Annotated in this window: 18 protein-coding genes and 3 tRNA genes; 9 read left to right on the forward strand and 12 right to left on the reverse strand. The window is 63.5% G+C overall.

What is annotated here, in order from left to right:
* Positions 1-9: 9 nt before the first annotated feature.
* The 3 genes from ACYVOC_RS02480 to ACYVOC_RS02490 form a co-directional block, all read right to left on the reverse strand.
* Positions 10-897 carry a universal stress protein gene (locus ACYVOC_RS02480; RefSeq protein WP_461160774.1) on the reverse strand — a complete coding sequence of 296 codons (888 nt, stop codon included), beginning with the start codon at positions 895-897 and terminating at the stop codon, positions 10-12.
* 421 nt (positions 898-1318) lie between these two features.
* A complete protein-coding gene (locus ACYVOC_RS02485) occupies positions 1319-1954 on the reverse strand; it encodes a DUF4124 domain-containing protein (protein ID WP_461160775.1) in 636 nt (211 codons plus the stop codon).
* A gap of 194 nt (positions 1955-2148) precedes the next feature.
* Positions 2149-2811 (reverse strand): c-type cytochrome, encoded by a 663-nt coding sequence (locus tag ACYVOC_RS02490; protein ID WP_116004682.1) that lies wholly within the window; start codon positions 2809-2811, stop codon positions 2149-2151.
* A 108-nt stretch (positions 2812-2919) separates the two neighbouring features.
* Between ACYVOC_RS02490 and ACYVOC_RS02495 the strand changes: the two genes are divergently transcribed.
* The 6 genes from ACYVOC_RS02495 to ACYVOC_RS02520 all read left to right on the forward strand — a co-directional run bounded on the left by ACYVOC_RS02495 (position 2920) and on the right by ACYVOC_RS02520 (position 11964).
* The gene (locus ACYVOC_RS02495) at positions 2920-3774 is read left to right on the forward strand and encodes an AAA family ATPase (protein WP_116004683.1); all 855 of its coding nucleotides are present in this window, start codon (positions 2920-2922) and stop codon (positions 3772-3774) included.
* 16 nt (positions 3775-3790) lie between these two features.
* Complete coding sequence (locus ACYVOC_RS02500; RefSeq protein WP_116004684.1) at positions 3791-4393, forward strand: GNAT family N-acetyltransferase; 603 nt, start codon at positions 3791-3793, stop codon at positions 4391-4393.
* Between the two features lie 28 nt (positions 4394-4421).
* Complete coding sequence (locus tag ACYVOC_RS02505) at positions 4422-5609, forward strand: vWA domain-containing protein (RefSeq protein ID WP_116004685.1); 1188 nt, start codon at positions 4422-4424, stop codon at positions 5607-5609.
* Between the two features lie 136 nt (positions 5610-5745).
* The gene (locus ACYVOC_RS02510) at positions 5746-7650 is read left to right on the forward strand and encodes an autotransporter assembly complex protein TamA (RefSeq protein WP_461160776.1); all 1905 of its coding nucleotides are present in this window, start codon (positions 5746-5748) and stop codon (positions 7648-7650) included.
* On the forward strand, positions 7650-11774 hold the full coding sequence (locus ACYVOC_RS02515) for a translocation/assembly module TamB domain-containing protein (protein ID WP_461160777.1): 4125 nt from the start codon (positions 7650-7652) through the stop codon (positions 11772-11774). The genes ACYVOC_RS02510 and ACYVOC_RS02515 overlap by 1 nt, the downstream gene beginning before the upstream one ends.
* 115 nt (positions 11775-11889) lie before the next feature.
* A tRNA-Arg gene (locus ACYVOC_RS02520) sits at positions 11890-11964 on the forward strand.
* A gap of 23 nt (positions 11965-11987) precedes the next feature.
* On the opposite strand, the gene ACYVOC_RS02525 is transcribed toward ACYVOC_RS02520, so the two are convergent.
* Positions 11988-13085: an adenylate/guanylate cyclase domain-containing protein gene (locus ACYVOC_RS02525; RefSeq protein ID WP_461160778.1), complete on the reverse strand. Its 1098-nt coding sequence runs from the start codon at positions 13083-13085 to the stop codon at positions 11988-11990.
* A 197-nt stretch (positions 13086-13282) separates the two neighbouring features.
* Here ACYVOC_RS02525 and ACYVOC_RS02530 point away from each other — a divergent pair.
* Positions 13283-13370: transfer RNA gene (locus tag ACYVOC_RS02530), tRNA-Ser, on the forward strand.
* Between the two features lie 186 nt (positions 13371-13556).
* Here the strand turns inward: ACYVOC_RS02530 and ACYVOC_RS02535 are convergent.
* From ACYVOC_RS02535 to petA, 6 genes are all read right to left on the reverse strand, one after another.
* Positions 13557-13631, reverse strand: a tRNA-Thr gene (locus ACYVOC_RS02535).
* Positions 13632-13683: 52 nt separating this feature from the next.
* Positions 13684-14193 carry a ClpXP protease specificity-enhancing factor gene (locus tag ACYVOC_RS02540; RefSeq protein WP_116004737.1) on the reverse strand — a complete coding sequence of 170 codons (510 nt, stop codon included), beginning with the start codon at positions 14191-14193 and terminating at the stop codon, positions 13684-13686.
* A 38-nt stretch (positions 14194-14231) separates the two neighbouring features.
* Positions 14232-14843 (reverse strand): glutathione S-transferase N-terminal domain-containing protein, encoded by a 612-nt coding sequence (locus ACYVOC_RS02545; RefSeq protein ID WP_116004738.1) that lies wholly within the window; start codon positions 14841-14843, stop codon positions 14232-14234.
* Between the two features lie 98 nt (positions 14844-14941).
* Positions 14942-15700, reverse strand: a complete 759-nt coding sequence (locus tag ACYVOC_RS02550) for a cytochrome c1 (RefSeq protein ID WP_116004739.1) — start codon at positions 15698-15700, stop codon at positions 14942-14944.
* Between the two features lie 16 nt (positions 15701-15716).
* Positions 15717-17129, reverse strand: coding sequence for a cytochrome b (locus ACYVOC_RS02555; RefSeq protein WP_116004740.1), 1413 nt, complete (start codon positions 17127-17129; stop codon positions 15717-15719).
* A gap of 11 nt (positions 17130-17140) precedes the next feature.
* A complete protein-coding gene (petA, locus tag ACYVOC_RS02560) occupies positions 17141-17740 on the reverse strand; it encodes a ubiquinol-cytochrome c reductase iron-sulfur subunit (RefSeq protein ID WP_116004741.1) in 600 nt (199 codons plus the stop codon).
* Between the two features lie 180 nt (positions 17741-17920).
* Between petA and mscL the strand changes: the two genes are divergently transcribed.
* Positions 17921-18352, forward strand: a complete 432-nt coding sequence (gene mscL / locus ACYVOC_RS02565) for a large conductance mechanosensitive channel protein MscL (protein WP_461160779.1) — start codon at positions 17921-17923, stop codon at positions 18350-18352.
* Between the two features lie 6 nt (positions 18353-18358).
* Here the strand turns inward: mscL and pdxA are convergent, their stop codons facing one another.
* Positions 18359-19393 carry a 4-hydroxythreonine-4-phosphate dehydrogenase PdxA gene (pdxA, locus tag ACYVOC_RS02570; protein ID WP_461160780.1) on the reverse strand — a complete coding sequence of 345 codons (1035 nt, stop codon included), beginning with the start codon at positions 19391-19393 and terminating at the stop codon, positions 18359-18361.
* Between the two features lie 103 nt (positions 19394-19496).
* Positions 19497-20249 (reverse strand): Nif3-like dinuclear metal center hexameric protein, encoded by a 753-nt coding sequence (locus ACYVOC_RS02575; protein WP_116004744.1) that lies wholly within the window; start codon positions 20247-20249, stop codon positions 19497-19499.
* Positions 20250-20320: 71 nt separating this feature from the next.
* Here ACYVOC_RS02575 and ACYVOC_RS02580 point away from each other — a divergent pair, with 71 nt between their 5' ends.
* Entirely contained in the window at positions 20321-21469 is a 1149-nt protein-coding gene (locus tag ACYVOC_RS02580) for a trypsin-like peptidase domain-containing protein (protein WP_116004745.1), read from the forward strand.
* Positions 21470-21478 lie beyond the last annotated feature (9 nt).

Below are 21478 nucleotides of genomic sequence, written 5' to 3' on the forward strand. Positions count from 1 at the left end.
CACCCCGACTCAGGTCTGCAGCCTTGGCGCCAGCCCACGCTGGCGCACTACCGACCGTGCCACGTTGGGGGAGTCATGCGGCAGCAGCAACAGGTCGCAGCCCAAGCCCAGCCCCAAGAGCTTGCGCGCCACGCTGCCACGCAGCACATCAAACCAGGCCGTGCGGCGCGGCTGGCCCACCACGATCAGATCAGCGGCCACGCATTCCTGTTGCACTTCCAGATGGCGCGCCAGGCATCCTCGGCCAATCAGCGTACCAACACGGTTTCTGCGGGTGTCAAACGAGTCCGAGAGCTGGAACATCTGGTCTTGCGCCTGCGCTTGCACTTCGCGCCGGTAGGCCTGCACCGTTGACGTATCGGCCTGAACACGGCGCATCCAGGCTTCCGTTCCGGTGTCGATGGCATGGAAAATTTCCAGGGCCGCCCCGGGCGCAAAACCGCTGGCGTAGCGCACCTGGGGCCGGGAGGTGGCGGAAAAGTCCACCGCTACCAGCACCTGCTCATAGTCTGCCTGGGCGGACTGGCGCACGACCAATACCGGGCAGGGGCTGCGCTGCAACAGCCGCGACAAGGCAGAACGGCGCCAGAACGGCCCGCGGTGCATGGTGTGGTGCACCACCAGCAGGTCGGCACGGTCGGCCTCGGCCATGGCATCGGCCATGCGCTGGCCCGAGCCACTGACAGCAGTCACCTGCACGCTGTGGCGCCGTGCCAGTTGACGCGCACGCTGCTCCAGACGGGCATAGGGATCGGCAAGCTGCAGCGGAGGGGTGTCGGACGCATACACAATGCGCAACCGGGCCTGGTGGGCGGCAGCCAGAAGGGCGGCACGGTCGAGGGCGCGCTCAGCCTGGTTAGAAAAATCGGTGAGGGCCAGAATGGTGTGGATGGGCACGGGCAGTCTCCTGGTCGGCAGTCGATAAACGGCGGGCGGCGCCGGCGGCTGCGTCATCGTGCATCTTGTGCAGGCGGTCAGGCAAAGGCACAAGGCATGCGGCCATGGCATGCGCAACGCACGGGCGCGCACCAATGGCAAAAAAGCCCGGCGGTCTGGATGACGCTGAAGAAGGTGGGGGGTGCTTACCGCCGGGCCCAGGAATCTGCGGCCCGCACGGCTGGTTTCGCATCACCCATCCTTTGCAGCACACAGGCCGTCAGAGCTGCCGATGCAGGCAGCACGGCGGGCGTGCGAAGGGTGAAAACCAGGAAAGTCATAGGGTCATTCTAGGTGACCCGCTCCCTCAGGGCAAGCATACCCCCCCGCACCGTGCCAGTATCGGGCGGCGCGCGCTATCGGGCGCTTGGGAAAGGCCTGTTCACGGCCTGCAAACGGCCTGGGCCTGCGCATACAGAATCTCGCCGTCATAGACGCCCAGAACCTCTTCACGCGTGCACTTGAGCACCATCAACACTTCGCCCTGGTGGGTCAAGGTCGATACGCTTTCATACTTCACCGTGGCCCGGGTGCTGTCGGGATTGAGACTGATGGCCAGTTTTCCCAAGCGCACCGAAGCCCTCAACTGCATGGCATCCACGGCCTGGGCCGATTCGCGCTGTACTGCACAGATTTCGCGCCGTCCACCCGAGTGCACCGAGGCCGGTGCTGTGCTGTGGTCGGTCATCTTGAACGTCAGCTCCGGCCCGGCCAATGCACATTGGCCACGGTAGTCGGACCGTTCCGCCATGTCTGCCGCCTGCCTCACCACCCGGTCGACAGCGGCTACCGTGAGTTTGCCGTCAATAAAAGGCTTGACCACCGCTGCACCCGGCTTCTTGGGCGGGGCTGCTTCGACCGGCGCGGGCGGGGGCACCGGTTTGGGACCCAGCGCACAGGCGCGATCCGAATAAATGGAGCGCCCTTGCGCATCGGTGCACTTGTACATGTGCGCCCAGGCCAGGGGAGCGGCAGCGACCAGCGCCAAAGCCACGAAAAGGTGATGTGGGAAATGCATGGGTACGGGGCCAGCAGGCCAACTCAAGCGAAAAACCGCTGCTGGCACAAGCTCCATGCTCCCGCTCAGCACTCCCATGAACACACCAGTGCGGCCATCGGGTGCGTCGATTCTATGTTCGCCGCAGCGGCATCCGCTCCCAAAAAACAAAACCCGCCAAAGGCGGGTTTTGCGAAGGAGACAGTTTTGAGCGGTCAGCGAAAGCGCGGCTGCGGCACCACCTGCAGGTCGCCATCGACCTTGCCGATATAGCCCGCCAGCGCCTTCAGCTCTGCATTGCTGAACTGGCCCGCGATGCCAGCCATCACACCGTTGTTGCGACCTACGTGCGGATTATTTTCAGTCTTGTAGGACTTGAGTGCGACAAACAGGTAGTCCGCGTGCTGACCTGCGATCTTGGGGTACGACGGGTCAATGGGCTTGGCAAAGTTGTCGCCGTGGCAGGACACGCAGGCACCCTTCTGTAACAGGGCCGTCACTTGTGCATGGGGTTCGCGTGCTGGCTTGGCCGGCAGTTCGACGGTCGTCTTGGCATGCTGTGCGTAGTAAACGGACAGATCAGCAATATCCTGGTCCGTCAGCGAGACGGCGATGCCGCGCATGGTGGGGTGCTTGCGGTCACCCTTTTGGTAGGCGTGCAGAGCCGAGGCAATGTAGCCCGCGCTTTGGCCCGAAATCTTGGGCACCTTGTACACCTCGGGGAAGCTCGACTGATAGCCTACGATGCCGTGGCAGCCGATGCACATGGCTATTTTTTGCTCTCCCGCCTTGACGTCGCCCTGTACTTCTTGGGCATGGGAAAGTGCCGTCCCGCAGGCGACAGCAAGGGCAAATAGCGTGGTCAACGTCTTGTTCATTTTGCGCGCACAATCTTGAAAGAGTGAAGCTCAGGGGGCTCAGATTTTGTTGGCGATTATAGCCAGCAGCTGTCAAGCCCATTTGTCAACGTTCCCGCAATCTATTCCATGAAATTTCAAGGCTCGGAAAACTACGTCGCGACCCAGGACCTGATGCTGGCCGTCAACGCCGCCATCACGCTGCAGCGCCCCCTGCTCATCAAGGGAGAACCTGGCACCGGCAAGACCATGCTGGCCGAAGAAGTGGCCCAATCCCTGGGCATGCCGCTGCTGCAATGGCACATCAAGTCCACCACCAAAGCGCAGCAAGGTCTGTACGAATACGACGCCGTGAGCCGTCTGCGCGACAGCCAGCTCAATGATGGCGAGAACGCCCAGCGCGTGAAAGATATCCGCAACTACATCATCCAGGGCGTGCTGTGGCAGGCCTTCACGGCAGACCAGCCGGTGGCCCTGCTGATCGACGAGATCGACAAGGCCGACATCGAATTCCCGAACGATCTGCTGCGCGAGATCGACCGCATGGAGTTTTACTGCTACGAGACGCGCGAACTCATCAAGGCCAAGCACCGGCCACTGGTGTTCATCACCTCGAACAACGAGAAAGAGCTGCCCGACGCGTTTTTGCGCCGCTGCTTCTTCCACTTCATCAAGTTCCCCGAGGCGGACACGATGCGGCAGATCGTGAACGTGCACTTCCCCACGCTCAAGAGCGAATTGCTGGGCGTGGCGATGAAGACCTTCTACGACGTGCGCAATCTGCCGGGCCTGAAGAAGAAGCCCTCGACCAGCGAGCTGCTCGACTGGCTCAAGCTGCTGGTGGCAGAAGACATTCCGCTCACCGCCCTGCAAAGCGCGGACAACAAGGTGTCGGTGCCGCCGCTGGTGGGCGCGCTGCTCAAGAACGAGCAGGACGTAAGCCTGTTCGAAAAGCTCGTTTTCATGAACCAGAGGAACCGTTGAGTCCGGGAGCCTGTCCATGCGTTTTATAGAGCCCCTCGTGATGTGCCAAAACGGCGTGCGCCTCGAGCCCCTGGTCCTGGAGCACGAAGAGGGCCTGCGCGCCGCAGCAGCCGACGGCGCACTGTGGAAGCTGCGCATCACCTCGGTGCCCGAGCCGCAGGACACGCGCGCCTACATCGAAACAGCGCTGCAAATGCGTGCAGACGGCAATCGCTTTGCCTTTGCCGTGTGCGATGACGCAACGGGTGAGGTGCTGGGCAGCACCAGCTTCCATGACATCCTGCCCACCGTCAAAAGGGTGGAAATTGGCTACACCTGGTACCGCAAAAGCGTGCAGCGCAGCCACGTCAACACCACCTGCAAACTGCTGATGATGGGCCACGCCTTTGACCAGCTTGGCTGCAACGTCGTGGGCTGGCGCACGGACAACTACAACTTCGCCTCGCAGCGCGCCATCGAGCGCCTGGGCGCCCGGAAAGACGGCGTCATCCGTGGCCATGCACTGCGACGCGACGGCACGATCCGCGACACGGTCATGTACAGCATGCGTGCCGGTGAATGGCCCGAAGCCCGGGCACAATTGCTATATCTTTTAGAGCTTCATGCGCAGGCTGCATAAGCGCTAGAGACCAAAAACATGCAAAACCATGCTGATTGATTTTTTCTACACCCTGCGCTCGGTCAAGCTGCCGGTTTCGGTCAAGGAATACCTCACCCTGCTCGAAGCATTGCAGGCCGGTGTGGTGGGCCCCAAATCGGACGACGCCTGGAGCCTGGACGACTTCTACAACATCGCCCGCCTCACGCTGGTCAAGGACGAGAAGCACTACGACAAGTTCGACCGGGCCTTTGGCGCCTACTTCAAGGGCGTGGAAATGGTGGCCGATTTCACCAAGGAAATTCCCGCCGACTGGCTGCGCAAGATCCTGGAGAACGAGCTCACGCCCGAGCAGAAGGCCGCCATCGAAAAGATGGGCTGGGACGAACTCATGGAGACGCTGAAAAAGCGCCTCGAAGAACAAAAAGAACGCCACGAGGGCGGCAACAAGTGGATCGGCACCGGCGGCACCAGCCCCTTTGGCCACGGCGGCTACAACCCGCAAGGCATCCGCATTGGCGGAGCAAGCAAGAACAAGAGCGCTGTGAAGGTATGGGAGCAGCGCGCCTACCGCGACTACGACGACCAGCAGGAGCTGGGCACACGCAACATCAAGGTGGCGCTGCGCCGCCTGCGCAAATTTGCGCGCGAAGGGCATGAGCTCGAACTCGACCTGCCCGACACCATCCGCAGCACGGCGGCCAACGCCGGGTATCTGGACATCAAGATGGTGCCCGAGCGCCACAACAACGTGAAGGTGCTGCTGCTCATGGACGTGGGCGGCACGATGGACGAACACATCCAGCGGGTGGAAGAACTGTTCAGCGCCGTGAAGACGGAGTTCAAGCACCTGGAGTTCTATTACTTCCACAACTGCGTGTACGACTTCATGTGGAAGAACAACCGCCGCCGCTTTGCCGAAAAATTCCCCACCTGGGACATCATCCGCAAGTACAACAAGGACTACAAACTCATCTTTGTGGGCGACGCGACCATGAGCCCCTATGAAATTTTGCAGCCCGGCGGCAGCGTCGAATACAACAACGAAGAACCCGGCGCCGAGTGGATCCAGCGCCTCACGCACGCTTTCCCCAAGTTTGCGTGGATCAACCCTGAGCCCCAGGGCGTGTGGCAGTACCGCCAGAGCATCAGCATCATCCAGCAGTTGGTGAGCAACCGCATGTATCCCTTGTCGCTCAAGGGCCTGGAAGAGACGATGCGGCTGCTGTCCAAATAGGCCACGGCGCCCCATGCAGCGTGCGATGCTGTCTGACACGGGCACGCTGGTTTTCAGGGCATAGTGGCAAAGATGGGCGGTCGGAGAAACCCCGCCACCCAGCCTCCACTTTTTTCCATTCAGTCCTCTATTTGCTGTGCCACACTGCGTTCCGCGCCCGACCGTCGCCACAGCAACGCCGACCCCCTGGTCGGCGTTGCTGCTTTTGCTGGCCCTGTGCCTACCCGGCTGCAGCCTGCTGCCGCGCGCCAGCGACGAAGCCGCCGCCGACAACGCGCCGGCCCCGGTCATCGCCACCTCGGGAGCGCCCTCGTTCGAGGTACAGGTGCACGCCCCCAAAACCGTGCGCGAAACACTGGAGCGCCACCTCGAACTGCAGCGCTTTCGCCACCTGCCCGACCTGCAGGACGGCGAATTGCAGCGCCTGCTGGGCGCGGCGGACGCCAATGCGCGGGAGCTGCTGGGCACCCTGGGCTACTTTGCGCCCACCATCGCGCTGGCACTGGAAGCGCCACCCCCCGACGAGCCACAAAGGCTGCGCACGGTCACCATCACCGTGGAGCCCGGCCCCCAAACGCATATTGCCAGTGCAGACATCGCCTTTGCCGAAACGCCCAATGGTGATCCCGACGCCCGCACGCGCCAGCAGCAGCGCGTGCAGCGCGGCTGGTCGCTGCCCCCTGGGCAGCCATTCACCCAGTCTGCGTGGGATGCAGCCAAGAACGACGGCCTGCGCCAATTGCAGGTGCGCCGCTACCCCACCGCCCACATTGCCAACAGCCGCGCCGAGGTGGATACCGACACCCATGAGGCCCGCCTGAGCGTCACCTACGCCCCCGGCCCGGCCTACCGCTTCGGCCCGCTGAAGGTAGAGGGCAGCGAGCGCTATGACCCCGACGGCGCACGGCGCCTGGCCCGCCTGCCCACGGGAGCTATCTACGATGAGGCGGCACTGCTCGACGCCCAGCTCAACCTGGCCAGTAGCGGGTACTACGACGCCGTGTTTTTGACGCTGGACACCGAGGGCGACGACCCGCAGGCCGCCCCCGTGGTGGCCCATGTGCGCGAAGCCAAAATGCAAAAACTGGTGTTCGGCCCCGGCTTTTCGACCGACAGCGGCGCCCGCCTGTCGATGGAGCACACCCACAACCGGGTGCCCGGCCTGGGCTGGCGCGCCGTGAGCAAGCTGTTGCTGGACCGCGAAACCAAGCTGCTGGATACCGAATGGACCGACTTGCCCGACAACAACGGCTGGCGCTGGTTTGCCAAGGGCCAGGTACTGCGCGAAGCAACGGGCGACTTCACTGTGAACAGCGGCCGCCTGCGCACGGGCCGCAGCAAAATCACCCAACGCATCGACCGCAACTATTTCCTGCAATACGACTATGCCAACAACCAGGGCACCAGCGCCCCCCCCTCCAGCACGGCACTGAGCGTGAACTACGGCTGGACAGGCCGCTACTTCAACAGCCTGACCGCGCCCACCCGAGGCCACGGCATAGGCGTGGAACTGGGCATAGGCACCACGCTGCGGCCCGAGCGAGACCCCTTTGTGCGCACCTTGGTGCGCTGGCAAACCTTCCTGCCGGCAGGGCGGGTAGAGGCAGCCGACGGCAAGGGCCGCAACGCCCGCGTGGCACTGCGCGCCGAGGGGGGCGCCGTGCTGGCGCGCGACGGCGCCCAGTTGCCAGTCACGCAACTGTTCCTAACCGGCGGCGATACCACGGTGCGCGGATATGGCTACCGCAGCATTGGCGCGCGTACCGATAGCGGCCAGCTTTACGGCGGCCGCTACATGGCGGCGGGCAGTGTCGAATGGCAGCGCCCCATCGTCTACGGCGGTGAAATGACCGACTGGGAAAGCACCCTCTTCATCGATGCGGGCGCCGTGGCGGACCGCGCCAGCGACCTGCACGCCCGCGTCGGCGTAGGCGCCGGGGTGCGTTGGCGCAGCCCGGTGGGGCCGCTGCAGGCCGACCTGGCCTATGGCGTGCAGGCCAAGGAAGTGCGGCTGCATCTGCGCCTGGGGTTCAGCTTCTGATGGGCCGCCACACGTCCCCCCCACCCGTCGCAGGGCCGGACTTCAGCCCCGGAGGTTCAGCACACCTGCGCACCGGGGCACGGCGCAGCACCGTGCGCACACTGGGCTGGCTGCTGGTGGTTGCGGTCGCGCTGGTACTGGGCCTGGGCGCTGGCGCCTGGTGGTGGGCGAGCGGGGATGCCTCACTGGCGTCCACCCTGCGCCGTGCAGCACAGTTTTTGCCCGCACACCAGCAGCTGGAAGCACGCGGTGTCACCGGCTCGCTGCGCAGCGGGGGCCATATTGGCGAGTTGCGCTGGAGCAGCCCCAGCCTGGTCATCCAGGCCAAAGACATCCAACTGGGATGGCAGCTGGCACCGCTGCTGCAGGGCCGATTGGAATTGGGCGAATTACATGCCGCGCAGGTTCAAATCACACCGCAAGGCGCCCCCCAGACCCAGGAACCACCCACACCGCCCACGGCGCTGGAGTTGCCCCTGCATATCGGCCTGTCTTTCCGGGTCGATCAACTGGACTGGGCGGGCGCACCCGCGGTCCAGGCGCGAGATTTGGCCGGTGACTACCGGTTTGACGGTCGGCAGCACCGCCTGAACGTCCAGAGCGTGGAGCTGGCGCAGGGCCGCTACCGCGCACGCGCAACCCTTGATGCGCAAACGCCCATGGCGCTGGAGGTCACGCTCGACGGCAGCGTACACACACAAGCGCCTGGCAGCAGTGCACCCCTGCAAATCGCTGCCCACGCCACGCTGAAGGGTACCCTGGCCACATCGGCGGCCCAACTACAGCTACAGGCACAGTTGCGCCCCGAAGGCGATGCGGCAGACGCGCCCGGCCCCCCCATGCAAGCCGATGTGCAAGCGGCCGCTGCCCCCTGGGCGACACAGCCCCTGCAGTCGGCAACGGCCACGCTGCGCGCCCTCAATCTGGCGGCTCTGTGGCCACAAGCCCCCACCACGCAATTGCAGGGCACCGTGCATGCGGGCCCCACACCCGGCACGGCCGAGGCCCCTGCAGGCTGGGCCATCGGCGTGCAGTTGCAGAACACCCTGCCCGGCCCCTGGGACGCTTCGCGCCTGCCGCTGACAGCACTGCAGGCCAACGCCACCTATGACGGCACCCGCTGGACGCTGCCCGGCGCCAGCGCCAGCGCAGGCAAGGGCAGCGTCGCACTGCAAGGCCACTACACACCCGCCACGGGCGCGCTGGCGGGCACTGCGCAACTGCGCCAGCTCCATCCCGACGCCCTGCACACTGCGCTGGCGGCAGCGCCCCTGTCGGGCCAGATCAGCGCCCGGACACAGGGCAGCGCCGTGCATTTCAGCGCAGACATCGGAACCGCAGCCTCCTCGACCACAGAAAAAGCCGCACCCGGCCACCCTGCCCCGCTGCGTATTCGCCGTCTCACCGGCAAGGGCCAATGGCAGGCAGCATCTTCCGCAACGACAGACAACGGCACCTCCACGGACACACTACAGATCGATCGTCTGCTCATCGACGCACTGCAAGCGCGCGTGGAGGCGACCGACCTCCTGATCCACCCCGGCGCACAGTCCGCCCAGGGCCAGCTGGTGTTGGCTGTGCCAGGGGCCACGGCACGCGCCAGCGGGCAGCTGGCAGCGCAAAGTGGCAAGGGAGATCTGCAGGTGCAATGGGCCGACGTCGCACTGACCCAACGCTGGCTGGCCGGCCTGCCCTTGATCGGCGCCGAGTTGCAACGCGCCTTGCAGGGCGCCTCAGCCCAGGGTGCAGCCCAGCTGACCGCGCGCTGGAACGGTGGCTGGCGCGGGCTGATGCAGCCCCTCCCTGGAAAAAGCGACGCCACGCTGCAAGCCAGCCTGAGCACCCCACGGCTTGACCTGTCGATCCCATCCGCCACTGGCGAAGGCGGCAGACCCACCGCGGTGCAACTGCGAGAAGTGCAGGCGAGCGTGTCGGGCTCCCTCGCGCAGGCCACGCTCCACCTGAACGCCGAAGCCCGCACAGGCCCCACTGGACAACAGCGCCTGCGCTTGCAAACCCGCGTTGCAGGCGGGCAGGCCTCCGCCGGGCAATGGCAGGCGCAGATCGCCACACTGGCGCTGCAGGCACAGGACACCCAGCGCCCTGGCCCTTGGGCTTTGCAACTGGACGCCCCCCTGGGCCTTTCAGCCCGCACCGAGGCGCAGAGCGGCACACTCCAGCTGCAAACATCGGCAGGCCAGGCCCACCTGACCGGCCCCTTGCAGGGCAGCGTCGCGCTGCGCTGGCAGCCCATGCGCTGGGGCCGTGGCACCGGTACGCCTTTGCGGCTGCAAACCCAGGGCTCTCTGCAAGGCCTGCCCATGGCCTGGCTGGATGCCCTGGGCCTGAACGACGGCGCCCCTGCCGTGCAGGGCAGCCCGGCCCAGCCTTTGCTCGCTCGCCTGGGGTTGGCCACCAGCCTGTTGCTCGACGGCGAATGGAATGTGGACATGGGCGACACCCTGCGCGCCAGCGCCAGCCTGCGCCGCAGCAGCGGCGACCTGCGCATCCTGGCGGGCGATGCAGGTATCGCCACCACCGTGCAGGGCACTGCCAGCAGCACCGCCGCGACGGCGGGCACGCCCGCTGGCGTACGCCAGGCCGAACTGGCGCTGCAGGCCGAAGGAAACACCCTGCGTGCGCGCCTCGTCTGGGCCAGCGAGCGTGCTGGTGAAATCGATGCCAGCGTAAGCACCCAGCTGGCACTGCAAGGCAATGCCGCCAGCCTCTGGCCAGCCGACGCGCCGCTGCAGGGCCAGTTGCGGGCGCGCCTGCCCGATGTGGGCGTGTGGTCGGCCCTGGCCCCACCCGGCTGGCGCGTGCGCGGCACCCTGGACGCCAGCGCCACCCTGGCAGGCACCCGCAGCGCACCCCGCTGGACAGGAACACTGGGCGCCGATGCCCTGGCCGTGCGCTCCATTGTTGACGGGGTAGACCTGCAGGACGGGCGGCTGCGCGCCACGCTGGAGGGTGACCGGATCGACATTACCGAGTTCCAACTGAAAGGCGGGCGCGGCAGCCGTGCACGCATCGCCGGGCTCAGCGGCAACCGCACGGCTGCGCCCGACGATGGCGGCTTGCTCACCGGCACGGGCCATATCCAGTGGAGCGCCGCCACCGATGGCTTTTCGGGTATCACCATGGACTTCCAAGCGGAGGCCAAGGCCCTGCAGGTGCAGGTGCGCGCCGACCGCCAGCTCAGCGTGTCAGGCCCCTTGCGGGCCCAATTGCAGCAGGGCCAGATCAGCCTGCACGGCCAGTTGACCGCCAACCGTGCCACCATCATCCTGCCCGACGAATCGGCGCCCGGCCTGGGCAGCGACGTGGTGGTCCGCTCCGCCGCCAAAGACCGCACCCAGGCGCAAGAGGCCGCTACAGCAGGCGCCCAGGCCCAGACCGCCAAGCCACCCAGCATCGCCGTCACCCTGAACCTGGGCAACGACTTTGCCCTGAGCGGCCACGGCATCACCACCCGGTTGGCCGGCGAGGTCGAGATTCGGAGCAGCACCACGCCGGGCTCACCCCCGCGCATCACCGGCGAGGTGCAAACCGAGCAGGGCCGCTACCGCGCCTGGGGCCAGATGCTGGATGTGGAAACCGGCCTCATCCGCTTCAACGGGCCATACAACAACCCTTCGCTCGACATCCTGGCGCTGCGCCCACACATCAGCGTGCGTGCGGGGGTGCAGGTCACCGGCAGCGCGCTGGCACCGCGTGTCAAGCTCTACTCCGACCCGGAGCTGCCCGACGCCGAAAAGCTCTCGTGGGTGGTGCTGGGCCGCAGCGCCGCCGGCGGTGGCGCCGAGGCCGCCGTGCTGCAGCAGGCCGCACTGGCATTGCTCGGCCGGGGCGGCACCGACAACACCGCAGCCAACGCGGCACGCCGCCTGGGCCTGGACGAAATCGGCTTCAAAGGCCCAGGCGCTGGCGAAGACGCCACTGGCGCGGCTCTCACGTTTGGCAAGCGCCTGTCCAAGGACCTGTACGTGACGTACGAGCGCAGCCTGTCAGGCACGCTGGGCACGCTCTACATCTTCTACGACCTCACCCGCCACCTCACACTGCGCGGGCAAACCGGCGAGAAAAGCGCTGCCGACCTGATCTACACCATGCGCTACGACTGAGCCGCAACCAGCCCAGCTGCATTTTTGAGTGAAATTAGCCTCTAGCGCTCTACCAGCAAGCGGCACCAGCTATCAATACAGAAGCATATCTCCGCGTACAATTCACGCCTGCTTGCTCCTCGTAGTTCAATGGATAGAACGGATGCCTCCTAAGCGTCAGATACAGGTTCGATTCCTGTCGAGGGGACCAAGCTTGGTGAGACCACCCATCGCCTAACGTGAAGCCACCAACAACTGCACAAACATCTGCACCTTGGGGCGGCATTCTTCGCTGATCTCGGTGAACTCCAGGCCCGCCACCCAGTGGCCTTTTTCCGCCTTGATTTTTACTACCCGGGCAAACACGCCCACGGCACGGTACTGCACCAGCGTCAGATCAAACTCCAGCTGCAGCACATTGCCAGGCTCGATCCGTTCGGGCAACTCCAGCATCAGGCCGTGGTAGCTCATGTCCAGAATCATGGCGTGAATGATGCGGGGTTGCACATCATCGCCCTGCACCAGCTGGCACAAGCAGGGCACGCGGGTGCCCGCGCGGTGGCTGCGCCGAAACTCCTGGCGCGGCACCTTCAGCTTGCGCGACGGAATAGCCACCAGCTCCCGCAGGCTGACAGGCTGCAGCCGCCCTTTCACGTAGACCTGCATGGGCGCCGTGGCAGACACCAGATTCCAGCACCGCTGGTAGGTCGATTCACTGATCAGCACCTGCCCGCGCAGGCTGAAGGCCTCGATGCGCGAAGCCAGGTCGACCTCTTCCCCCATCACCGTGTATTGCGAGAACAAATCCGAGCCAAAGCGCCCGGCCATCACCATACCGGTATTGACGCCAATCCCCAGATAAACCTGTGGCAAGCGCTCGCGCAGATGCACCAGATTCAGATCCCGCATGGCCAGCTGCATTTCGACCGCGCACACCAGGGCGCGTTCCACGTCATCCTCATGGGCGATGGGTGCGCCAAAAACGACGCGCATGGAATCACCCAGGAACTGCTCGATGGTGCCCTGGTGGCGCAACACCACTTCGCTCAGCCGCACCAGGCAGCGGTTGAGCGCGGCAATCACCTCTGCCGCAGGTTGCAGCGCAGACATTTCTGTAAAGCCGCGCAGGTCTGCCAGCAGCAAGGTGACCTCGCGCGGCTGCGCCTGCAGCGTGGCATCGCCGGTCTTCACCCAGTCGGCGCGCAGCCTGTCACCCGCCGTCAGAAAGCCTTGCACTTCAGCCAGCGCCGCCGCCCCAAGCCCTACCCCTGTTTCGCGCACGACGATCGCCTGCAAACGCTGCATGGTTTCATCAATGGATTCGTTGTGCATGGATAGTGCTCCAGTGTGCCAAAGGCCAGCAAAGTTGCCGAGGCAAGACAGAGTCCCGCCAGTGCCTGTCCCATCTGCCGCCGAAGCAACCAGAATAGATGGGTGCCCTTACCGCGGTCAAGTACGCTACAGATAAAACAACACCAACTCGCCCGAAGAACGCCGCTGGGGCGGCTAAAATACGCGGCTGCCATCACGGAGACTTGGGTGAGTGGTTTAAACCAGCAGTCTTGAAAACTGCCGACGGGCAACCGTCCGTGAGTTCGAATCTCACAGTCTCCGCCACATCATAAAAAAACGAGCCCTCCCGGCTCGTTTTTCGTTTCTAGCCCCCCGCAACTTCATTGGTTGCAGATACCGGGATCTTCCTTGTGAATTTGACGCGACTCCGACGACCTCTGCAGCCACAATAAAAAACCCGCATCTCCAGATCAATGGAAGTGCGGGTTTTTCAGAGCGCTTGAAAAATGATGGTGCCGATTGTCGGGATTGAACTGACGACCTACCGCTTACAAGGCGGTTGCTCTACCACTGAGCTAAATCGGCGAAGCGCGTATTCTAATATCGAAGCAGCCCCCCGGCTGCGGTTCAGGGGGTATTACTTGACTCGTTTCAAGGCCGGACGCGCAGCCCCTGGGGTGGTGGGGGGCCGTGGTTTGTCACCGTCTTCCGGCGCAGGATCGGTGGAGACGAGTTGCACCACCCGCACAGCATCTGCCGCAGCTGACTCTGGCAAGGCCTGTTCCACTTCTGCTCGATCCAGGACTGTGCCTTCGGGGAGAAGATCCACAGGTGGCGGAAATGCCATGCCTTGGCCGTTTTCACGGGCATAGATGGCAACCACACGCCCCACGGGAACGAGGATGTCGCGAGATTTCCCACCAAAACGTGCCTTGAATTCGATGTAATCGTTGCCCAGTTGCAGGCTGCTGGTGGCATCAAAGCCGACGTTCAGCACGATTTCACCGTCGTTCACATACTCACGCGGCACCTGCACAGAATCATCCACCCGCACAGCGACATAGGGCGTGAACCCGTTGTCGGTGCACCATTCGTGCAATGCCCGAATGAGGTAGGGGCGTGTGGTGGTGGATTCCGGTGCGTTCATGGGCCTGCGTGCGTAAAGGAAGGGTAACGTACTGCGCCTTATTTGCGCATGACCTTTTCCGAGGGCGTGAGCGCCTCGATGTAGGCGGGACGCGAGAAGATGCGTTCAGCATACTTGAGCAGCGGCGCAGCGTTCTTGCTGAGGTCGATGCCGTAGTAGTCCAGGCGCCAGAGCAAGGGCGCAATAGCAACGTCAAGCATAGAGAAGTTGTCGCCCAGCATGTATTTGTTCTTCAAAAACACCGGGGCCAGCTGGGTGAGGCGATCACGGATATGCGAACGCGCCTTTTCCAGCGCCTTCTCGTTGCCCTTGCTGGCACGCGATTCGAGCGTGTTCACGTGAACAAACAGCTCCTTCTCGAAATTGAGCAGGAACAGACGCACACGGGCGCGGTCGACCGGGTCACCGGGCATCAGTTGCGGGTGCGGAAAACGCTCGTCGATGTACTCGTTGATGATGTTCGACTCGTACAGGATCAGGTCGCGCTCGACCAGGATCGGAACCTGGCCGTACGGGTTCATGACATTGATGTCTTCGGGCTTGTTGTAGAGATCGACGTCGCGGATTTCGAAGTCCATGCCTTTCTCAAACAAAACAAACCGGCAGCGGTGGGAGAAGGGGCAGGTCGTACCTGAATAAAGCACCATCATGGCAAGAGACTCCTAAAAACCAAAAGAGTGGAACGCACGAAGCGCCCACTCTAGAAAAACAGGGCCGCGCCCGAGGGCGCGGCATGACAAGGTGAACTTTACTTGACGTCTTTCCAGAAAGCCGCGTTGAGTTTCCAGGCGAAAACCGTGGTAACGGCCAGGAAGATCAGCACCCACACCCCAATGCGCACCCGGGTGTTCTGGGCGGGCTCACCCATCCACTGCAGGTAACCTACCAGATCGCCAACGGCCTGGTCGTATTCCTGCGCGCTCATCTGACCTGGAGCAACCTGCTCCCAGCTCTTGAACACGTGGGTGGTCTGGCCGTGGCTTTGCACTTCCTCAAACACCGGACGGCGCTCGCCCTGCAGTTGCCACAGCGCGTGCGGCATGCCCACGTTAGGGAACAACAGATTATTCCAGCCGGTGGCCTTGGTGTCGTCGGGGTAGAAAGTGCGCAAGAAGGTGTACAGGTAGTCCGAACCCGAACCGCCAGCGCCCGCACGCGAGCGTGCGATCACAGTCAGGTCGGGTGGATTGGCGCCAAACCAGGCCTTGGCCTGCTTGGGATCAATGTTGGCTTTCATGGTCTCACCGATCTTGTCGGTGGTGAACAGCAGGTTGTCCTTGATCTGCTGCTCGGTCAGGCCGATGTCCTTGAGGCGGTTGTAACGCATGAAGGCTGCCGAGTGACAACCCACGCAGTAGTTGACGAACAGTTTGGCGCCGTTTTGCAATGCAGCAAGGTCGTTGCTCTTGCTGGGCGCCTTGTCCCAAGCCATGCCGCCGCCGGCAGCGTGCGCTGCGCCAGCCACCAAGCCGAGCGCGGCGATAAACGAAAGAAGAATTTTTTTCATAATGTCCGGCTCCGACTCAATGCGCTGCAAACGTGACACGGTCAGGCACTGGCTTGGGTTCGCCCAGGCGACTCCACCAGGGCATCAACAGGAAAAAGCCAAAATAGAACAGTGTTCCGACCTGTGACACGCGCTCGCCAATGGCCGACGGCGCCTGCACACCCAGGTAAGCCAGGATCACGAAATTGACGACAAACACGGCATACACGTATTTGTGCCAGCTTGGACGGTAGCGGATCGACTTGACCGGGCTGCAATCGAGCCAAGGCAGGAAGAACAGGATGATCACGGCACCACCCATCACCACCACGCCCCAGAACTTGGCATCAATCGAGAGCATCAGCGCCACGGCCACCGCTGCGACCACCAGGATGGCACCCTTGAAGATGGCAGGCATGCGGCCCTTGGCCACACCGAACAGAGCGCCCAGCACCACACAGGCGATCAGGGCGTACATCATTTCGGTGGTGATGGCACGCAGCATCGAGTAGAACGGCGTGAAGTACCAGACCGGTGCGATGTGCGCTGGCGTGACCAATGGGTCAGCCGGAATGAAGTTGTTGTACTCGAGGAAATAGCCACCAGCCTCAGGCGCAAAGAAGATCACTGCCGTGAAAGCCATCAAGAACAGGCAAACACCCAGGATGTCGTGCACCGTGTAGTAGGGATGGAAAGGAATGCCGTCCAGCGGATGGCCCTTGGCATCCTTGGGCGCCTTGGGGCCCTTGATTTCGATGCCGTCAGGGTTGTTGGAACCGACGTCGTGCAGGGCCAGCAAGTGGGCCACTACCAAACCCAGCAACACCAGGGGCACGGCAATGACGTGGAAGCTGAAGAAGCGGTTGAGAGTGGCATCACCCACCACGAAGTCGCCACGGATCAGCAGGGCCAGGTCGGGGCCGATAAACGGGATGGCAGAGAACAGGTTCACAATGACCTGGGCGCCCCAGTACGACATCTGACCCCAGGGCAGCAGGTAGCCCATGAAGGCCTCGGCCATGAGCGCGAGGAAAATGGCGCAGCCGAAAATCCAGACCAACTCGCGGGGTTTGCGGTAACTGCCGTACAGCAGGCCGCGGAACATGTGCAGATAGACGACGATGAAGAACGCCGATGCACCCGTGGAGTGCATGTAGCGGATCAGCCAGCCCCATGGCACGTCGCGCATGATGTACTCGACCGAAGCGAATGCCAGAGCGGCATCGGGCTTGTAGTGCATCACCAGGAAAATGCCGGTCACGATCTGGATCACCAGCACCAACAGGGCCAGCGAACCGAAGATGTACCAGAAGTTGAAGTTCTTCGGAGCGTAGTACTCCGACATGTGGACGCGGTAGGCGTCAAATGCCGTCGGAAACCGGTTTTCAAACCAGTTGGTGAGCTTGGCGCCCGCCGATGCGTTGGGAGAAATTTCCTTGAATTCAGCCATGGTGTCTTTCCTTAGGCTTTCTTGTCGTCGCCGATGAGCAGGCGCGTATCGGACATGTACATGTGCGGTGGCACCTCAAGGTTGTCCGGCGACGGCTTGTTCTTGTAAACACGGCCAGCCATGTCGAAGGTGGAACCATGGCAGGGGCACAGAAAACCGCCCTTCCAGTCGTCGGGCAGTGAGGGCTGGGCGCCCATGGCAAATTTTTCGGTGGGCGAGCAGCCCAGGTGCGGGCAGATACCCACGGCCACGAGGATTTCGGGCTTGATGGAGCGGTGGCCATTGCGTGCGTACGCTGGCGTGAACTCGTCGGGCTTGCGCTTGGAATCGGGGTCGGCCAGTTGGGAGTCCAGCTTGGGCAACTCGGCCAATTGCTCGGGGGTGCGCTTGATGATCCAGACGGGCTTGCCGCGCCACTCGACGGTGACGCGCTCACCGGGCTTGAGCTCGGAAATATCCACCTCGACTGCAGCGCCGGCGGCCTTGGCCTTTTCGGATGGCTGGAAAGTACTCACGAAAGGCACGGCGGTTGCCACGCCGCCCACAGCGCCCGCGCAGCCGGTCGCGATCAGCCACGTCCGTTTGCTGGAGTCGATTGGAGTGTCACTCATGGGGGTCCTCGATTTACATCGCTAGATTGGAAAGACAGCCTCAAATTGTAGCGGAGTGAAAAGTTCGGCTTTTGACATTTCAGGGGTAGAAGCGCATTTGATCGGCTTGAAGGCGTTCGGCCACGCTCTGCGCCCGATTGGCAGATACTCTGCGCATTGTTCAATTTTCAGGAGATTTATATGGGTATGGCTCAGGAATTTCGCGAATTTGCCGTCAAGGGCAACGTCATTGACCTCGCAGTCGGCGTGATCATCGGGGGCGCCTTTGGCAAGATCGTGGACTCGGTCGTCGCTGACCTCATCATGCCGGTGGTCGGGCTGGTGTTCGGCAAGCTCGATTTCTCGAACATGTTCATCGCGCTGGGCGCGGTGCCCGAGGGCACGGCCATGACGCTCGAAGCGGTGAAGAAGACGGGCGTGCCGATATTTGCCTATGGCAGCTTCATTACCGTGGCAGTCAACTTCTTCATCCTGGCGTTCATCATTTTCATGATGATCAAGCAGATCAACCGCCTCAAGCGCGAAGCCCCGGCAGAAGCGCCGGCCGCTCCCGCTGCTCCAGCCGAAGACATCGTGCTGCTGCGTGAAATTCGTGACAGCCTGAAGCGCTGATTCGGGCTACGTCGCTGGACCGAGGCTGCGCGCCATACGCACAGCCTCTATCAGACTGGAGGCGTCCGCCACGCCCTGCCCGGCAATATCGAAGGCCGTGCCATGGTCAGGGCTGGTGCGCACCAGCGGCAGTCCGAGGGTGACGTTCACGCCTTTATCCACCCCCAGGTACTTCACCGGAATCAGCCCCTGGTCGTGGTACATGGCCAGCACCACATCAAACTCACCAGGCTGGGCCTGTGTATGGCGTGCCCGCATAAACACGGTGTCCGGCGCCAGCGGTCCGGTCACATCCAGCCCCTGGGCGCGGGCCGCTTCAATGGCCGGTGCAATGACTTCGATTTCCTCCCGCCCGAACAGCCCCCCCTCCCCCGCATGCGGATTCAGCCCCGCCACGGCGATGCGGGGAGGGCGGTGCAGACTGCGCGAGAGGGCTTCGTGGGTGATATGCAATGTTTGCAGAATATTCTCGAAAGTGACCGCATCCAGTGCCGCACGCATGGACATGTGGATACTGACAAGCACAGTGCGCAATTCGTCACTGGCCAGCATCATGCGCACAGGCATATCGGCCAGCGCAACCCCCCGATGGGTGGCCGCCTCTGCCTGCAGCAGTTCGGTGTGGCCCGGAAAGTGCACGCCCGCCGCATGGAGCGACTCCTTGTGCAGCGGCGCCGTCACCAAACCTGCCACTTCGCCCCGCAACGCGGCACGCGCTGCCCAGACCACGCATTGCGCGGCTGCGCGGCCCGCGTCAGCCGACAGGACACCAAAAGGCGCAGGCCCCGGCAGCCCTGGCAGCACCAGCACCGGCATGCAACGTGGCGGCGTGGCCAGCGCTTCTTCCGGGCTCGCTATCAGTGCCACGGGCAGGCTGGGCCGCCCCGGCCCGGCGATGCACTGCGCGGCGCGGCGCAAGGTGTCCAGCTCGCCCACCACAAAACACCCCTGCATGTGCTGCGGCGCATCGCGGAAGGCTTTGGCAATGATCTCTGGGCCGATACCGGCCGAATCTCCCTGGGTGATGGCGAGTGCTTGCATGAAGAAATTTGAATGAAAATAGGCTCTAACGCTTTACCAATAAGCGCTATTAGCTATAATTTTAATAGCAAATAAATATATGAACACCGAATGCTTCGATGGTTCACGCCGGATTGTCAATATCGATGAACACATGCTCCAGCCCCCATTGCGCTGCCATGCGGGCGGCTACGGCCGGTGCGCCGTAACGCTCAGTGGCATGGTGGCCAGCGGCAATGTAGGCCACCCCCGTTTCGCGCGCCAAATGGGCCTGTGGCTCCGAAATCTCCCCGGTCACAAAGGCATCGGCACCGGCGGCAATCGCCGCTTCAAAATAGCTTTGTGCGCCACCAGAACACCAGGCAACGCGCGCCACCGGGCGGTCTTCCGTTGGCGCAACCAGCGTGGCGCTGCGGCCCAAAACCTGACCCACGTGCTGTGCCAGGGCCTGCGGGCTGGCGTAGCGGACGGGAGCCAGGCAGCCAAGCTCTTGCTCGCCAAATCGTGCGTCGCTCATCCAGCCCATGTGCTGCCCTAGCTGTGCGTTGTTGCCCAGCTCAGGATGTGCATCGAGCGGCAGGTGGTAGGCAAACAGGTTAATGTCGTGGGCCAGCAGCCGTTGCAGGCGCTGCTTCATCCAGCCCGTGACGCGCCCATCCTGGCCGCGCCAGAACAGGCCATGGTGCACAAAAAGGGCGTCGGCCTGCTGCGCAATGGCGGCGTCGATCAGCGCACGGCTGGCAGTGACGCCGCTAACGATGCGGGCGATCTCGCTCTTGCCTTCGACCTGCAGGCCGTTGGGGCCATAGTCCTTGAAGCGCTCGGGTTGCAGCAGCGCGTCCAGCGCTTGGCGCAGGGTGTCTCGGGAAATGCTCATGCGGCTATTGTCCTGCGGGACGAGCGCAGGCGCTTGCGCGACAATAGCGCACCTACTTTTCACTGACCTCCATGAAACGCATCTGGCTGCTGTTTTCGCAAACCGTGACGGTGTTGGTCGCGGCCTATTTTGTCGTGGCAACGCTCCAGCCCGACTGGATTCGCCGCGGCGCCACCCGCTCGGGCGCAGGTATTTCCCTGATCGAAGCCCCCCCCGGCAACCCCGACATTCCGGCTCCTGGCAGCCTGAGCGCCGCAGCACGCAAGGCCTCGCCCGCCGTGGTGAGCATCAACACCAGCAAGGCTGCGGTGCGTGACCCGCGCAGTGACGACCCCTGGTTCCAGTTCTTCTTTGGCGAGCAGGGCCGCCAGGCCCAGGCGGGCCTGGGCAGCGGTGTCATCATCAGCCAGGACGGCTACATCCTGACCAACAACCATGTGGTTGAAGGCGCGGACGAGATCGACGTGACCCTCTCTGACAGCCGCCGCGCACGCGCACGCACCATCGGCACCGACCCGGAGACGGATCTGGCCATCCTGAAAATCGAACTGGACAAGCTGCCCGTCATCGTTCTGGGCAACTCCGACCAGCTCGCCGTGGGCGATCAGGTGCTCGCCATCGGCAACCCGTTCGGCGTGGGGCAAACGGTGACCAGCGGTATCGTGAGCGCACTGGGGCGCAGCCAGCTGGGCATCAACACCTTCGAGAATTTCATCCAGACCGACGCGGCCATCAATCCGGGCAATTCGGGCGGGGCGCTCGTGGACGTGTATGGCAACCTGCTGGGCATCAACACCGCCATTTATTCGCGTTCTGGTGGCAGCCTGGGTATCGGGTTCGCCATTCCGGTATCCACCGCCAAAATGGTGCTCGACGGCATCGTGCGTGACGGCCAGGTCACGCGCGGCTGGATTGGGGTGGAGCCCAGCGAACTCTCGCCCGAACTGGCAGAGACCTTTGGCATCAAGGCCACCGAGGGTGTCATCATCACCGGCGTGCTGCAGGATGGCCCGGCTGGCGCGGGGGGCATACGGCCCGGCGACGTGATCCTGCAAGTGGCAGGCAAACCGATCAGTAGCGTGCCCGGCCTGCTTTCTGGTGTGGCAGCCTTGCGGCCCGGCGAGAAAGCCGTTTTTCAGGTGCAGCGCGGCGACAAGGTGCTGGAGCTGGACCTGGTCCCCGGCGTGCGGCCACGCCAGCAGCGCGCACAACCGCGGTGACCTCACGCG

The organism is Simplicispira piscis, assembly GCF_054783455.1.

What these genes read in the sequence shown, in the direction of transcription:
- ACYVOC_RS02485 (WP_461160775.1), bottom strand. Translation starts at nt 1,954, where the DNA reads ATGCATTTCCCACATCACCTTTTCGTGGCTTTGGCGCTGGTCGCTGCC.
- ACYVOC_RS02490 (WP_116004682.1), bottom strand. Translation starts at nt 2,811, where the DNA reads ATGAACAAGACGTTGACCACGCTATTTGCCCTTGCTGTCGCCTGCGGG.
- ACYVOC_RS02495 (WP_116004683.1), top strand. Translation starts at nt 2,920, where the DNA reads ATGAAATTTCAAGGCTCGGAAAACTACGTCGCGACCCAGGACCTGATG.
- ACYVOC_RS02500 (WP_116004684.1), top strand. Translation starts at nt 3,791, where the DNA reads ATGCGTTTTATAGAGCCCCTCGTGATGTGCCAAAACGGCGTGCGCCTC.
- ACYVOC_RS02505 (WP_116004685.1), top strand. Translation starts at nt 4,422, where the DNA reads ATGCTGATTGATTTTTTCTACACCCTGCGCTCGGTCAAGCTGCCGGTT.
- ACYVOC_RS02515 (WP_461160777.1), top strand. Translation starts at nt 7,650, where the DNA reads ATGGGCCGCCACACGTCCCCCCCACCCGTCGCAGGGCCGGACTTCAGC.
- ACYVOC_RS02525 (WP_461160778.1), bottom strand. Translation starts at nt 13,085, where the DNA reads ATGCACAACGAATCCATTGATGAAACCATGCAGCGTTTGCAGGCGATC.
- ACYVOC_RS02540 (WP_116004737.1), bottom strand. Translation starts at nt 14,193, where the DNA reads ATGAACGCACCGGAATCCACCACCACACGCCCCTACCTCATTCGGGCA.
- ACYVOC_RS02545 (WP_116004738.1), bottom strand. Translation starts at nt 14,843, where the DNA reads ATGATGGTGCTTTATTCAGGTACGACCTGCCCCTTCTCCCACCGCTGC.
- ACYVOC_RS02550 (WP_116004739.1), bottom strand. Translation starts at nt 15,700, where the DNA reads ATGAAAAAAATTCTTCTTTCGTTTATCGCCGCGCTCGGCTTGGTGGCT.
- ACYVOC_RS02555 (WP_116004740.1), bottom strand. Translation starts at nt 17,129, where the DNA reads ATGGCTGAATTCAAGGAAATTTCTCCCAACGCATCGGCGGGCGCCAAG.
- petA (WP_116004741.1), bottom strand. Translation starts at nt 17,740, where the DNA reads ATGAGTGACACTCCAATCGACTCCAGCAAACGGACGTGGCTGATCGCG.
- mscL (WP_461160779.1), top strand. Translation starts at nt 17,921, where the DNA reads ATGGGTATGGCTCAGGAATTTCGCGAATTTGCCGTCAAGGGCAACGTC.
- pdxA (WP_461160780.1), bottom strand. Translation starts at nt 19,393, where the DNA reads ATGCAAGCACTCGCCATCACCCAGGGAGATTCGGCCGGTATCGGCCCA.
- ACYVOC_RS02575 (WP_116004744.1), bottom strand. Translation starts at nt 20,249, where the DNA reads ATGAGCATTTCCCGAGACACCCTGCGCCAAGCGCTGGACGCGCTGCTG.
- ACYVOC_RS02580 (WP_116004745.1), top strand. Translation starts at nt 20,321, where the DNA reads ATGAAACGCATCTGGCTGCTGTTTTCGCAAACCGTGACGGTGTTGGTC.